Genomic DNA, 12,769 nt, shown 5'->3' with positions numbered 1-12,769 from the left:
GGGCGGGCTCTGTTAGAACGGGAGCGCAGTGACGCCGGTCATGAGGACGCTCCACTGACTTGGTGACATACAGGAGACCGTCGAGATGTCCAGCACCTCGAACACCCCGGCTGCGACAGCCGGAATGAACGCCGCCGAGAACGTCTTCGCTGAGCCGGCCATCGCCTCCTTGCCCTCACGGGCCGACTGTTGTTTCGTCGAGCCCATCTTGTCCATCGCGGTCATGGCCTTCGCGACACCCTTTAACACGAAGTACAGCGACCCGGCAATGAATCCGAACCCGACGAGTTGCCCGACACCGGAGCCACACATCGCGCTCCCGACTTCACTCACGCTCTGTGCGGCCGCCACGCCTGATGTCGTTGAAGCTGTGCCCAGCAGAATCGCGACCGAACGCACCTGCTGGACGGACAGCTGATCGAGAATGCTTCGTTCGACCGTGTCAAGACGGTCGACGAACTGCGCTGCCGTGTCCCCGAGATTGCCGGGGAGCGATAGCTCGAACATGGGACGAGAGAGGGGGCGTACGTCATCAGTGTTCTAGCACCTCTTACGCCTAGTCTAGACAACACACTCACTAGCAATAAAAGTTTGGTCCAAAAACTATCTAGTTAGTCCAAACTATTATGAGCGTTCAAATTGAATAGTATCTAATCAATGACAGCGAGATACGACGGCATACGACCACACTACTACATCGACTACGCGCTGCATGGAGCAATCAAGGACGTCGCTGGTCGACGAGAGCTCGAAGTCTACGAGGCATACGACCTGGCCGCTCGCCTCCTCGTCGCCCTCGATGGCAATACCGGATGCAAGCCTCATCCAAACGATGATAAGCTCACAGTCGTGTTCGACAATCTCCTCGACGAGCAAGAGAATGGAGGTAAAGGTTGAATGTCCGCCGTGGACATCGTTGAACTCGCGGCCCGAAGGGCCGTTGGATTTCTGGTCTATGTGGTTGTTGCCCTCGTCGCAATTTCTATCCCGCTCTTGGCGTTTGAATCACCAGTCAGCCAGGCCGCTGGCCTGCTAATGGCGATATACGTCGCTCGATGGATTGGTCGCCGTCTCGTTGGCCTTGACTAAGCGACCCGTGCGCTTTTCACGTATGCCATCTCACCTAGCGATGGTCCGCGTCGCCTACTTACGAGAGAGGGGGCGCAGACCACTACGCCCCGTGTTCTAGCGCGGGGCGCACCTTTCCCTCTCAGCGATGACGTCGTGTACAGTGGGTAGACACGACCCGAGGTGAAATCGACATACTGCCTGCCGTTAGCAGTTGGTCACTCTCAACGTCAATTAGATTGCTCGGCAACGGATCGATATTTATGCTTGAGGCGTGGGGCAGACAGATAGCCGAGAGACACCGGGTTTCCGGTGAACGATACGGTATAGCCAGCCGAGGCAAGGGTGGCTCGTAGCGTTGACGCGAGTGGACGCAGTCCATCTAGCTAGATACGCTCAGATTACGTATATCGGCGTGTGGTGACTTTATCTATGATTTGTGAGAGGTCGAATAGCCACAGAGATACAGATCGATGGCAGGGGATGGATCGCCTAGCGAAACCCTCAGCGAAACCCTCTCAATCTCGATATGTTTGTTCGACTACTATCTTGATTACCGCACCAAATCTGTGGGCAAGATAAAGAGCCACATTGTTTTTGACTCATCCGGCTGCAGTCTTGCGTTTTCCCGCAAGTCATGACAAATATCTCCTATTAAAATATGAGTCAGACGCTCGTAGCCTTGCGATTTCAGAAGAATATACATCCGAAGAAGCGAATTTACTATGAATATTATCATTTGGAGCTTCGGATACAGCTAGTTTGACTCATGAAGAAGAGTCCATCAAAAGCCACTCTAGCACGATGAATAAGAATGATTAGATAACAAGAATAATTTCGTGCTGTCGCTCAGATAGCAGTAACTCGATTTACATCGTCATCAAGTGCTTGCGCGTCTTCCGGGAGCAAGGCGACCACAAGATACTCTGCATAGTCTTCGAAGTATTCGACGAGCTGGGCGATCCTGTCCGAGTCAATGGCTTCCAGTGAATCCACTAGCATAAACGGCACTGTCTGATGTAAATCGTGCACGAGATATCCTGCTAGTGCGAAGATCAGCCCAGTGACCTCGCGTTCGCTCTCACTTAGGTGCTCGACTGTATCCTCATAGGCTGCCCCATTCTCTGTGGTCCGAACAATGTGGAGGTCGAACGCGGTCTTGTCAACTTTCTGTCGGCCCTCACGCACGGTCTGTTCGACACGCTCGATCCAGATGCGGTCAAGATTCTCGTAGTCCAGAATCTCGAGCATCGCGTCCATGTGCTCGTTGAATTCATCGACAGCGTCGGCTTCAATTTGGTCGATCTTCGTCCGTTCGTCAGTCAGTTGCTCGAGTAACTCGTCGCGTTCTGCTCGGAGGTCGTCCGCATGATCGAGCATATCCTCGATCTCATCGATTTCTTTGGTGACCTCCTCCAAATCAGACTCGAGACTATCGATCTCGAACTCTAGCTGGTTAGCTTCCTTATGGAGCGAGAGTACCTCTTCGAAATCATCGGACTCGAGGTCATCAACGTCGGCTTCAAGCGTTTCGACGTCGTCGGTCAGCTCCTCACGCTGGGATTTGAGCGAGTCGAGCTGTGTGTCGCGGCTCTCTAGTTCATCTTCAATGTCCGCAAGCTTGCGCTCGATTTGCTCACGCTCGTTTTGCTGCTGTTTGGCCTCGCGCTGGGTCGATTTGAGGTCTTCAAGTTCGGATTTGACGCCGTTCAGTTCCTGTACCAAATCTTGCCGGCGTTCCTGAAGACGTTCGACAGTGTCCTCGATTTGCTCACGCTCGACCGTCGAGCCACAGGTCCAACAGGTAACCGAGTCATCGCCATCAGCAAGGAGTGCCTCGGTCGGCGAACCGTCCGGTTCGGATTGGTTAGCCCTATCGAGCGTTTCGAGGACCTCGTAGTCTTCATCTTCTAATCGTCCTTCGTTGTACTGGATAAGGCTCTGAAGGTCTGATATTTGGGAGTTCAGCGTTTGGCGCTGCTCTCGAAGCTGTTCGATCTCGGTTTCGAGATGCTGGTGATCACCCATCGGCGTTTCGGGCAGGCCCTCGAGTTCGTCTTCGAGATCGCTCCGCTCTTGCTTGAGCGAGGATATACTCTCGTTTTGCGTTTCGATTTGGCGGCGCGTCGATTCGAGGTTTGAGCGCGTCGAGCGGAGTTCGTCGAGTTTGTCTTCTAGCTCTTTCTGTTCCTGCCGACTCGATTCGATATCTTGATTGCTTTCATCTATTTCTGTTTCTTTTTCCGCAAGTTTATCTTCTTTATCCTGAATCTGTTCTTGTATCTGATTTCGTCGTTGTTCGAGTTTAGGAATGTCCGTTTTTCTATCTTCGATGGTGGCTAGTTCATTATTTATTTCATCCTTTTTCTCCTCTAATTCGCGAATTCTACTTTTAATATCGTCGATATCGACGGGGCGCATGATAATTTCGCGAAGGTCATCACCACGAGCGACAGATTGGCGTGCTTCGTTGGTTTCCAGCAGGAACGCGAAGAGATTGGCGACTTCGGGATCGTCAAGGTAGCCTTCGCCATCGAACGTGACTGAATCACCAACTCGGGTGAGTGTCCGTTCGTAAGTCTCTCCCTGGAGGTTCATTTGAACACGCCCTTCCTCGGCGTCGCCTTTGAGCGTCGCTTGATTACTCCCCATCGCCGCCATAATCGATTGGAGGAACGACGTCCGATTGGTCGCATTCTTGCCGGTCAGAACGGTCACACCAGATGGAATCGAGACCTGAGTACTATCGATACCACCGATATTTTCTGCCGAAAATTCTGCCGTTTCAGCTACGGTCTCAGGCGTACTCATGTTTCGAAGAAGAGGCTCCAACTATTAAAACCCCCAATCACGTAGCCTTGTCAGTTACCCACCCCTAAAGGGGTGGCTTCCGCACTGTTACCGCTGTGACTACTGCGGAGAGATGGGGATGATCGATGATGGACTCATGACTGAATGGCTAAGCTGCGGTTCTGAAACATCTACAACTGGACTGAGAGAAGCACATATCCCGCCGTCTGGCTTCAAATCAGTGACGCCGACCGCGGCGTGACTATCGCGGAAACTTTCAAGACCAGATTATACACATGAAGTCCAGATGATCTCGGTATGGTCCTTGAAGAGCGGTTTAAGGAGAACAGGTGACGCTTCCGCCACTGTGTTCGTGACCGACAGCGACGAATCCTCTGGATGCGTCAAGGCAGGTGTAGACAAAGACGGCGGAACTATGTGCTGGTTGCCTGTTGATCCCGAACGCTATACCAAGGTATCGACAGTGTTCTCTTCGAACGCTATCGAGAATCCCGAAAAGGACAGATGATCATTACCGAGGATCTCGGTCACGGGACGCATCCAGCCGGGTTCTGAAGAAGCCTGCCAGACCCTGAAAGTAGCGCGTTCCCCACAGTGCGATGAGGATACCGCCAGTCATATTGGCTACCATATCGGTGACGATATCGTTAATACCGAAGACCGTGACCGGTGCATCCGTCCCAAGAGCCTGCGCCAGAACGACCGCGGTGAATTCAAAGACTTCCCAGATGACGCCGAATGCCAGAACGAAGATCACCACGAAGAATCCTCTGAAGGAATCAGGGACGGTGACTTCGGGGGAGTGTTCTTCGAACGCACGGAGCGTCGCGTATCCAATCCCGGCAACGAGGGCGCCCGAGACAGTGTGCGTGATCTCGTCGTACCAGGGATACCAGCGATAGGGCCCAAGGGCACCCAGCGAGTGGAGACAGACGGCGACAGTGATCCAAAGGGCGAGTCGGGCGTCCATAACGTAGCCGTACTCCCGGCGTAGCGCGGCCGGGAGGAGCGTCACCCCCAAGGCCGGTGCCGCGTTCGCAGCGACCCCCAATCGGCCTGTCGCCACGCCACCCGCTGCCAGTACTAGGAGGGCAACTTGGAGCCCCCGGGTCAGGACCTGTTCTCTACAAGTAGACAAATCCAGCACGCCGGTCAGCGTCATTCTGTAGGCCCTCCGTGATACGCTCGTGATCCCGGTGGTTCAAACCGGGTGACGTACCACTGGAACAGGAGCCCGACAACGACAGCGATGACTGTGACGATGACGATGTCTATCTGGAGTTCTACCTGCGTTGTAAGATACTCGGTCTCGAGCCACCGATCGGCATAGAACTGCGCGACGATCCAGACACCTTGAAGAGCCAGCGTCGTGAGCGTGGCAAACCCGACCGCAAACCGGTAACTCATCTCGACTGTCGTGAACGCGCCGAGTTCGGCAACACCAATCAGCGCCAACCCCGCGACAGCCACAGGCGTGCCGATGTCCGGTCGTCCACCGAAGGAAAGGGTGACGACGGCCCCCGTCGTGAGGGCCAGTAACGGCCACGGTACCATCACTTCGTGGTTAGCCCGGACGAGTGCTGGGAGTGCAGCTACGGCGGCAATGAGTACTGTGAACGTAGTCCGAAGATAGTCCCCGCTGATAGCAGTCGAGATGGCAGCAATCGTCACAACGCTAATCAGCGCCCACCCGATGACCGCGTTCGTCACCTCGTCGTGGATGAGAGTCCCCGCAGCGGGCATAATTTCTAGTATTCGTCAGCAGAAAAACCGATGGTCGTCGTAGTTAACTCTCGGGAGAGTCGAACTGCTGTGCAGTCATCGGTAAAGATGAGGTGGTTCAAGACTCGATCTTATCGACGATCTGTTTGGCCTTTTCCTCTGCCTTCTCCTCGCCGACGCTCTTTTTCAGGAGCACCGACTCGACCTCCCAATCATCGTTCTCCTCTTCCCTGCCCATTCGGACCTCGCTACCTTCAGAGACAGAGTGAGCCGGATTCTCTGCCCAGTCGGGTGTCCGGATTTCGTCGAACTGATCCGGGTCACGGAACTGCACATGAATGTACTCGTCCTCGGTCTCAACCGTATTGGGCGAAACCATAATTGGATGTTTTTCCGTAACAGTCTTAAAGTGACTGCCAGCATTGTCAGGTTCAGGTCTAGGAGCGGGTGGCTACCCACATTGGTATACCCATTTTTCGACCAGTAGCCTAACTCCTTCCTCTCGGAGGCGATATTGTATCATTTGTCGCCTCCACCTGATTACGGCCCTCGGAGCAGGCATCCTGCTATCCACACCAGGTCATCGACCAAGACTGAAGTCGTAGACTTGAACTCAGGACTCTCTTCTGACGACGCATGGTTGGAGGCGGTGTAATCGCTATCCAAGTTCAGTGTCCTGCTCTGGAGGACGAAATGCCTCGCCCGGCCCCGAGGGACATTTGCTCTCAGAGAAAGCAAGAAGATACGGTTACTGCCGATACGATAGAGGCACTCTATAGCCAAATTCTCTCCAGTGAGGATTGGGAAGCTATTCGAACTAGTCAATCGAACCGAGAAGTTGGTGACGAAGAACCGCGCTCGCAGTGAATTAACTCGTAGTCGGACAGCTCAACACACTAATATTATCTCATCATCGTGGAATGAATCTCTCCGAGCGGTACTGAGACAGTTGTTCACAACGTTTCGTCGCCTTTCTCTCTGTCTATTCCTTGTCCTTCCAACGACCCGCCGCGATCGCTATAGTTTCGCCGACCAACAGCTTCGTCCCCAACCATATTGAGAACCGATTGGTGAACTTCCTCAAGCGAGTCGTACTGTTTATCTCCCACGTCATCGTTGGTATTTTCTCCTCCTTCGAGAATCTCTTGGAGAGTTTTTGATCCATCGCTCAGTTCGAGTTCGTAGTCGCCGTACTCCTGTAGTAGCTCTTTCTGGGTGGTCGGATACTCGTGTGACCGGAGCTTAGCTTCCAGCTCGCCGAACTCAACACCTTGTTCCCGTGTCTCGGTTTCAGGCTTCTCGCTAGGTACCATGGCTGGTGATACGCATGCCAGCATCAAGGATATTGTGGAAAATAGATAATGCAGAATATGCTCGTATCGATACCGCCTATCGCGTAGCTGTTGTCGAAATATAGGTCTTGTACGCTTGTATAGAAGGAGCCGTTTACTACCCGGACGGCTATACTTGCTGACTGCTCGCCGGTTCTAGGACCGCATCAGGGATGATAAGCCGGCTGCCTTTGCAGCGAAACGGTGGATTCGTGGTGGAATTAACGAGACGATAGCGCCGACGCGTTCTTTGCTTTCGGCTCTTGTCGCCGCTGCTGAAGCCATGCTTGGTATTCATCTTGAGGCACGACTCTCACCGTTGCCATCATCTTCGAGTGACCGGTCCCGCAGTACTCCGCACAGTACAGTCGGTAGGTCCCAGTACCGGTCAGTCGCGTCCTGTACGTGTTCACGCGTCCGGGAATTGCGTCCTGTTTGATACCGAGTCCAGGGATATGCACGGAGTGAATCACATCTTTCGATGTAACCTCGAAGAAGATGGTTCGATTTACGGGCAAGACTAGTTCGTTTTTCACCGCCACGTTCTGTTCGGGATAGGTGGTCGACCAGAACCAGTTCTGGCCCGTGATTCGGACCTGCACGTCGTTCGCGTCAGGTGTGGCATCGGGTGGCGTCGACACCATCGGGTCGGCGAGCACGACGTACGACGCGCTCCCGACGAACAGGAGGACAAGGGCCACGGCAACTGTCCACGTCACCTCCAGCCGCTGGTTCTCTTCGGTCGGTTTCGGGTCGTTGTTGCCGTGGAAGCGAATCGCCGTGTAGAACAGCGCCGCTTCGACGGCAACCCCGAGGGCAACGGCGACAACTAACAGCGTTCGGTGGAGGTTCCTGAGCAGTCCTTCAGTCGTCGAGTCGTACTGACTGACGTCCTTCGTCACCAAGAGTATTGCCGCGGCGGTCGTGCCTAGCGCTACTACAGTCATGAGCGCGAGTCGCTTCCGGTTCATCGGTCGTCCCCCCGCTTCTCTTCGAGGCGGTTCTCGAACCACTGCCATTCGCGGGTGAACTGGCCTGTCTCTTTCAGATTCCACACGTCGGCGTCCGTGATCCGCTGTCCTTTCCGGTAAGACTGCATCAAATTCCAGAGCCATACGAACGTGCCAGCGCTGATCATGTACGCACCGACAGTCGCAATCTGCTGGAGGAGGATGAACTTCGGCGGGTACGTCGCGTACCGTCGAGGAAGACCAGCGTACCCGAGTAGGAGCATCGCAGTGAAGGCGAGCCAGACGCCAATGAATGTCAATCCGATATGTATCAAAGCAAGCCGTCGGTCGTACATCTTCCCGGTGAATATCGGGAACCAGTAGTAACTCCCGGCGAACATCGCGAAGATGATGAGCCCCATGATGATGAAGTGAAAGTGACCGACGACGTACCATGTGTCGTGCATCAAGAGGTCTACGGGAATAGACGCAAGGAAGACACCGGTGATGCCGCCGATGATAAACGTGCTGACGCCGCCAATACAGAACAGCATCGGTGCGGTGAATCGGATCCGCCCGTTCCACAGTGTTGCGATCCAACTAAATGTCTTAATAGCGCTCGGCACTGCGATAGCCACAGACACGATCATAAACGACATCCGGAGACGCGGGTCAATACCGGTGGCGAACATGTGATGCGCCCAGACACCAAAGGAGAGGACGCCGATCGCGAGGGTCGTGTATACCATATACCGGAAGCCGAATACCTTTCGGCCGGCGAACTTCGGGAGGATGAGGCTCACAAGTGTCAGGCCTGGCAATACGATAATGTACACCTCCGGATGGCCAAAGAACCAGAAGAGGTGTTGCCAGAGGATCGGTCCGCCGCCGTCAACAACGAAGAAGGTGGTCCCGAGGTTACGGTCAAGCAACAGCATGATGAGCGCGCTCCCGAGGACGGGAAATGCAAACAGGATGAGACCGCTCATTGTGAGGATGCCCCAGGAGAAGATGTCGATGTCAGCTATAGAGACGTCCTCGCCGCGTTCTAGGAGTATCGTGACGATAAAGTTGATAGCGGCGACGGTGGTCGCGATTCCAGAGAGATGCAAGCCGAGCAAGAGAACATCCGTTTCCGGGTTCACCGTTTGCGCCGAGAGTGGCGGGTAAAGTGTCCATCCAAGTTTCGGTGGTTCGAGCGCGAAGAGGAACGCGACCCGGAGGCCGACCGCTTCGAGGAGTCGGCCGACAGTTTCAGTGATGAGACCGATGCGAACGAAGACGAGAGATGGCGGGAGCAGCCAGAATGCGATGGCGTTCAACCGTGGAAACGCCATGTCGTCAGCACCGATGAGCAACGGCACAAAGTAGTTCCCGATACCCGTGAAAATCGGTGTAACGAACAGCAGCAACATCGTAAGGCCATGCGTCGTGAACAAAGCATTATACGTGTTGGCCGTCCAGACAGTCGACTCCGGTGTCAACAGTTCAGTTCGGATCATCATTGCATCCGTGGCTCCCCAGAGGCCGGCAACGGTCCCAAACGCAAGGTAGAGAATTCCGATACGACGATGATCGACGGTAACGAGCCACTGAAGCAGTTCCGTTGGGTCGGGAAACTCCGCTCTGGTCTCGCCGACGGTCCCACCATCTGCTCGGAACCGTTTGGTGGGCCACAGGCCGGCCTGCCAGTACAGGAGACCGCAGACAACGACGGCGACGAGGATGGCAACAGCGGAAACCTCGAATCCGACCATTACACTGCCCCCGAACCGCGAGGCGGCATGCATGCCGATCGAGTGACCCGTCTGAGTCGGAGTCCAGATTCGGTATCAGTCCGACGTCGGTTACACCGGCTGGTATTTCTCATCCCTCTCCCCCGTTCATTCTCTGCCCCATGGAACTGCGGTTCGCCGCCAGCGGCTCCCATCCATACACTAGTCCCAAAACGAACCCGTAGACGAGGTGTGTAATGAGCGTCACGGCTGCGTAGAAGGGAAAGAGAAACAAGGGAATTTCGGCCGTACCGATGAGGAGAAACCCAACCCATAACGCAGTCGCGAACAGCATTCCGGAGACGGCCTCGTCTCCTTCCGGCGGGAGATATGGTTCAGCCGCGACAAACAGCGCGGGCCAGACGACCACGCCAAAGAACACGGCGACGAGAAATCCTAATCCCACTCGGCCGGGCAGACCGAAGAGGCGAGCGAGCGTCTCGAACAGCAACAGCCTCGCCCGGGTTTGAATGTCTATTAGGAGTAGGAGGAACATCATGATGACCGTACTCACGACGCCGCTAACGAGGGTACGCCAGAGTTTCCGCATAGGTAAGCTAATACCCCCCTTCACCTAAAGATGTGTTTACTGCCGGGGCCATTGACGTGACTCGCTCCGTCATCGTAACCGAAGCCACCACGCCGGTTGTTTTTTCCACCTTCGGTTCGAATATCTCGGTTAATGGCCCGACTGTCCTCGATGGACCGGCGCACTGTTCTGACGCTCACGACTGGCGCGTCGCTCTCCATTCTTTCCGGGTGTACGAACCTCCGAATCACACCGGTCCAACCATCCGGAGAACACGCAAACACCGAGTTTAAACTCGGTGCGCACTCGGGCGGCTGGGAAGGGCTCGCGCCCAAGCAAATTGAAGGCAAACGTAACCCGATACTCCGAACGGCTCCCGAGCAGTCCATCCGCCTCACGTGGAAGAACCTTGACGGGAGTCCCCATCGCTTCGCTATCGAGAACAGCATTGGCGAGACGCTCGTCGAATCCGAGGAGAGTTCCGAACGAGGGGCAACGCGAACGGTAACCTTCGAGTCGGCACAGGAGATGACGACATATCTCGATCCACTCAACCCGGTGACGATGCGCGGTGAGCTGCTCGTCACATCGGGATAGCGCACATATGCGCTTCTGAACTCACGCTCCGGGACCCTCTTTTGGATACTTCCCGGTCACGACGTTGTAGGTCGCTTCGGGGCCGGCGAGCGCCATCACGAACAACAAGTTGAGCCGTGCATTCGGCGTTCTGGTCTTGGTGCGATATATCTGGCTGTCACACGCCGGGCAGGTGGTCTAGACGGTGTCGAACGTCGTCCCGCAAACGCTGCACTCGCGGTCGGTCCGCTCGCCGCGGCCGATGCCTGTGTTATCGTCTCATCCGAACAGCGTATCGAGTATAGTCAGTATCACGGGTAGTGTGCTCGCTGTTACCGTACCGTCCGTATGGTTGTCGTGTAACGCTAGCGCTGCACCGCCCGCTTGTTGCTGGCGCGTTCGGTTCTCCTTCGACTACTGCCGCTCCTCGGGTTCCTCGTGGCCGCCCTCTTCAGGAATCTCCTTGTAGGAGACCGCCTCGTGCCGTGCTTCCGCGGCGTAGGACGGCCAAAAGTGGATCTTCTCGTCGGTGACACCCTCTATCGCGCCGATGGGCGCGCCGGCGAGCACCTTGCCGTTTGCTCGTCGGGCCGTCGTCTCGGAGACCTTGATGTCGCTGCGGAGTTCCTCGTCAATCTCGTCGTCGATCTCGATGTATATCGTGGGATAATCTATCTCCCGAAGCGTGCCGATTCGATTCCCCTCGGCGGTGAGTATGGGTTTGCCGATGTCGTCTTCCGTTGGGTCTGTCATCGTGGAGTCCTCACTGATCAGTCGTCCGGGGTGCGTCCGTGTCGGTCTCGTCCGTGGTGTCGGGGTTCGAGACGCGAACGACGGAGCCGTCCGCGTCGGCGTCGGCGCTCGCGTCGCCGCGGCCGCGAAGGCCGGTTTCGCGGAGCCGCGACAGCACGTCTGCGAGTTTGAGGTCTGCCGGGAGCGAGCCCGCTCCCGCGCGGTAGTCCTCGATACTTCCCGGGATCGCCCAGCCACACGTGCCGAGTGCTTGCTGTTCACCGATGGCGAGCGGACCTTCTTCTGGTATCGGGAGCGTAAACGTCCCTGGTTCGTGGTCTACGACTTCCATCGCGCCCTCGGTCGGGATCGTGCTGTCATCGAAAGATTCGGCGATACTCCGAGCCCGCTTCAGCGGACAGCCCGGATGGACTGCTGTTTCGCCGTTCAGTGTTGTTGCGACGAGCGGTTCTAATCCCACATGACCGGTCGGTCCGACGACCTCTGTCGCGACCGACGTGCCGGTATCGCGCACCGTCTCGAGTACCACTCGACCTTGCGAATGATTCTCGCTCCCGACCGAAACACGCAAGGCTGGATTCACCTCGATAATTCGCTGTCCCGTCACAGCTTGGAATATATCGTGCGAGTGTAATCAATGTATGGGAATAGGGGTCTCCGATCGGTGGAAGCGATAAGTGAACCCATCAATCAGATGAAGCCGAGGACTGACTTTGCGGATCTGGCTCTCGGCAACCTAACCCGGCCCGCGCGTTTGAGGGATCTACTCTCTACCGCAGACCGACTCGACTAGCTGCTTGCCATGGCATGCGTGTGGTTGACTACCGGTAGCTGCTTGACGCTCGCGAACTTGATCAGCTCACACTGTTGAAGAATATGTATTTTGATGTTCTCTGCTAGTCAATTCGTCAAAGAGTATCGGTGGCCATCTCGGTCAGCGATCAAAGAGCCGGGAGCGGGCCTGCTTTATCTACTGGTGTCGTGAATGTCTCGCTCGCCTATTAAATAACATATGTACTCTTATTACTAGAGGGTTGTTAAATTAAATATACAGCCGCGATAGAATGTGTTTCAAACGCACTATCGGTTTATCAATCGGATAGAACAGCGAAGCATTTGCAAGGGGGGTAGTTAAGAGCCGCCCCATCTCAGAGCGTTAGTCATATGAAAGAATGTGGGCATATATTCCTAAGCTATCCGGCTTACGATATCGGAAGCGAACAAAGAAATTGCAGAACCGCCATGCACCCTCTC

15 protein-coding genes are annotated in these 12,769 nt (G+C 55.3%); 4 read left to right on the top strand and 11 right to left on the bottom strand.

Translation table 11 applies throughout. The features are described from left to right. Positions 1-12 precede the first annotated feature (12 nt). On the bottom strand, positions 13-507 hold the full coding sequence (locus tag EGH23_RS17915) for a hypothetical protein (RefSeq protein ID WP_220581348.1): 495 nt from the start codon (positions 505-507) through the stop codon (positions 13-15). A gap of 150 nt (positions 508-657) precedes the next feature. Between EGH23_RS17915 and EGH23_RS17910 the strand changes: the two genes are divergently transcribed. Together EGH23_RS17910 and EGH23_RS17905 are read left to right on the top strand one after the other, a co-directional pair. Next, positions 658-897 carry a hypothetical protein gene (locus EGH23_RS17910; RefSeq protein WP_220581347.1) on the top strand — a complete coding sequence of 80 codons (240 nt, stop codon included), beginning with the start codon at positions 658-660 and terminating at the stop codon, positions 895-897. Beyond that, positions 898-1,089, top strand: coding sequence for a hypothetical protein (locus EGH23_RS17905; protein ID WP_220581346.1), 192 nt, complete (start codon positions 898-900; stop codon positions 1,087-1,089). Between the two features lie 828 nt (positions 1,090-1,917). Here the strand turns inward: EGH23_RS17905 and EGH23_RS17900 are convergent. Further along, the gene (locus EGH23_RS17900; protein ID WP_220581345.1) at positions 1,918-3,879 is read right to left on the bottom strand and encodes an archaea-specific SMC-related protein; all 1,962 of its coding nucleotides are present in this window, start codon (positions 3,877-3,879) and stop codon (positions 1,918-1,920) included. Positions 3,880-4,165: 286 nt separating this feature from the next. On the opposite strand from EGH23_RS17900, the gene EGH23_RS17895 reads away from it, so the two are divergent. Beyond that, positions 4,166-4,387: a hypothetical protein gene (locus EGH23_RS17895; RefSeq protein ID WP_220581344.1), complete on the top strand. Its 222-nt coding sequence runs from the start codon at positions 4,166-4,168 to the stop codon at positions 4,385-4,387. A 3-nt stretch (positions 4,388-4,390) separates the two neighbouring features. Here the strand turns inward: EGH23_RS17895 and EGH23_RS17890 are convergent, their stop codons facing one another. The 7 genes from EGH23_RS17890 to EGH23_RS17860 all read right to left on the bottom strand — a co-directional run bounded on the left by EGH23_RS17890 (position 4,391) and on the right by EGH23_RS17860 (position 10,207). After that, positions 4,391-5,041, bottom strand: a complete 651-nt coding sequence (locus EGH23_RS17890; protein ID WP_220581343.1) for a DUF2238 domain-containing protein — start codon at positions 5,039-5,041, stop codon at positions 4,391-4,393. Further along, positions 5,038-5,622 carry a hypothetical protein gene (locus EGH23_RS17885; RefSeq protein ID WP_220581342.1) on the bottom strand — a complete coding sequence of 195 codons (585 nt, stop codon included), beginning with the start codon at positions 5,620-5,622 and terminating at the stop codon, positions 5,038-5,040. Before EGH23_RS17885 ends, EGH23_RS17890 begins: the two co-directional genes overlap by 4 nt. Positions 5,623-5,719: 97 nt before the next feature. Next, entirely contained in the window at positions 5,720-5,980 is a 261-nt protein-coding gene (locus EGH23_RS17880) for a hypothetical protein (protein ID WP_220581341.1), read from the bottom strand. Between the two features lie 574 nt (positions 5,981-6,554). Then, positions 6,555-6,914, bottom strand: coding sequence for a DUF5789 family protein (locus EGH23_RS17875; RefSeq protein WP_220581340.1), 360 nt, complete (start codon positions 6,912-6,914; stop codon positions 6,555-6,557). Between the two features lie 239 nt (positions 6,915-7,153). Continuing rightward, the gene (coxB, locus tag EGH23_RS17870) at positions 7,154-7,903 is read right to left on the bottom strand and encodes a cytochrome c oxidase subunit II (RefSeq protein WP_220581339.1); all 750 of its coding nucleotides are present in this window, start codon (positions 7,901-7,903) and stop codon (positions 7,154-7,156) included. After that, on the bottom strand, positions 7,900-9,639 hold the full coding sequence (locus tag EGH23_RS17865; RefSeq protein WP_220581338.1) for a cbb3-type cytochrome c oxidase subunit I: 1,740 nt from the start codon (positions 9,637-9,639) through the stop codon (positions 7,900-7,902). Before EGH23_RS17865 ends, coxB begins: the two co-directional genes overlap by 4 nt. 109 nt (positions 9,640-9,748) lie before the next feature. Next, entirely contained in the window at positions 9,749-10,207 is a 459-nt protein-coding gene (locus EGH23_RS17860) for a DUF6789 family protein (protein ID WP_220581337.1), read from the bottom strand. 150 nt (positions 10,208-10,357) lie between these two features. Between EGH23_RS17860 and EGH23_RS17855 the strand changes: the two genes are divergently transcribed. Then, entirely contained in the window at positions 10,358-10,783 is a 426-nt protein-coding gene (locus EGH23_RS17855; RefSeq protein ID WP_220581336.1) for a hypothetical protein, read from the top strand. Between the two features lie 393 nt (positions 10,784-11,176). Here the strand turns inward: EGH23_RS17855 and EGH23_RS17850 are convergent, their stop codons facing one another. Together EGH23_RS17850 and EGH23_RS17845 are read right to left on the bottom strand one after the other, a co-directional pair. Continuing rightward, the gene (locus EGH23_RS17850; RefSeq protein WP_220581335.1) at positions 11,177-11,515 is read right to left on the bottom strand and encodes a hypothetical protein; all 339 of its coding nucleotides are present in this window, start codon (positions 11,513-11,515) and stop codon (positions 11,177-11,179) included. 10 nt (positions 11,516-11,525) lie between these two features. Further along, positions 11,526-12,044, bottom strand: a complete 519-nt coding sequence (locus EGH23_RS17845; protein ID WP_220581334.1) for a hypothetical protein — start codon at positions 12,042-12,044, stop codon at positions 11,526-11,528. Positions 12,045-12,769 lie beyond the last annotated feature (725 nt).

The organism is Haloarcula nitratireducens, from assembly GCF_019599505.1.
Note: the sequence above shows the minus strand (reverse complement) of the source record. Positions and strands in the feature narration are given on the sequence as shown.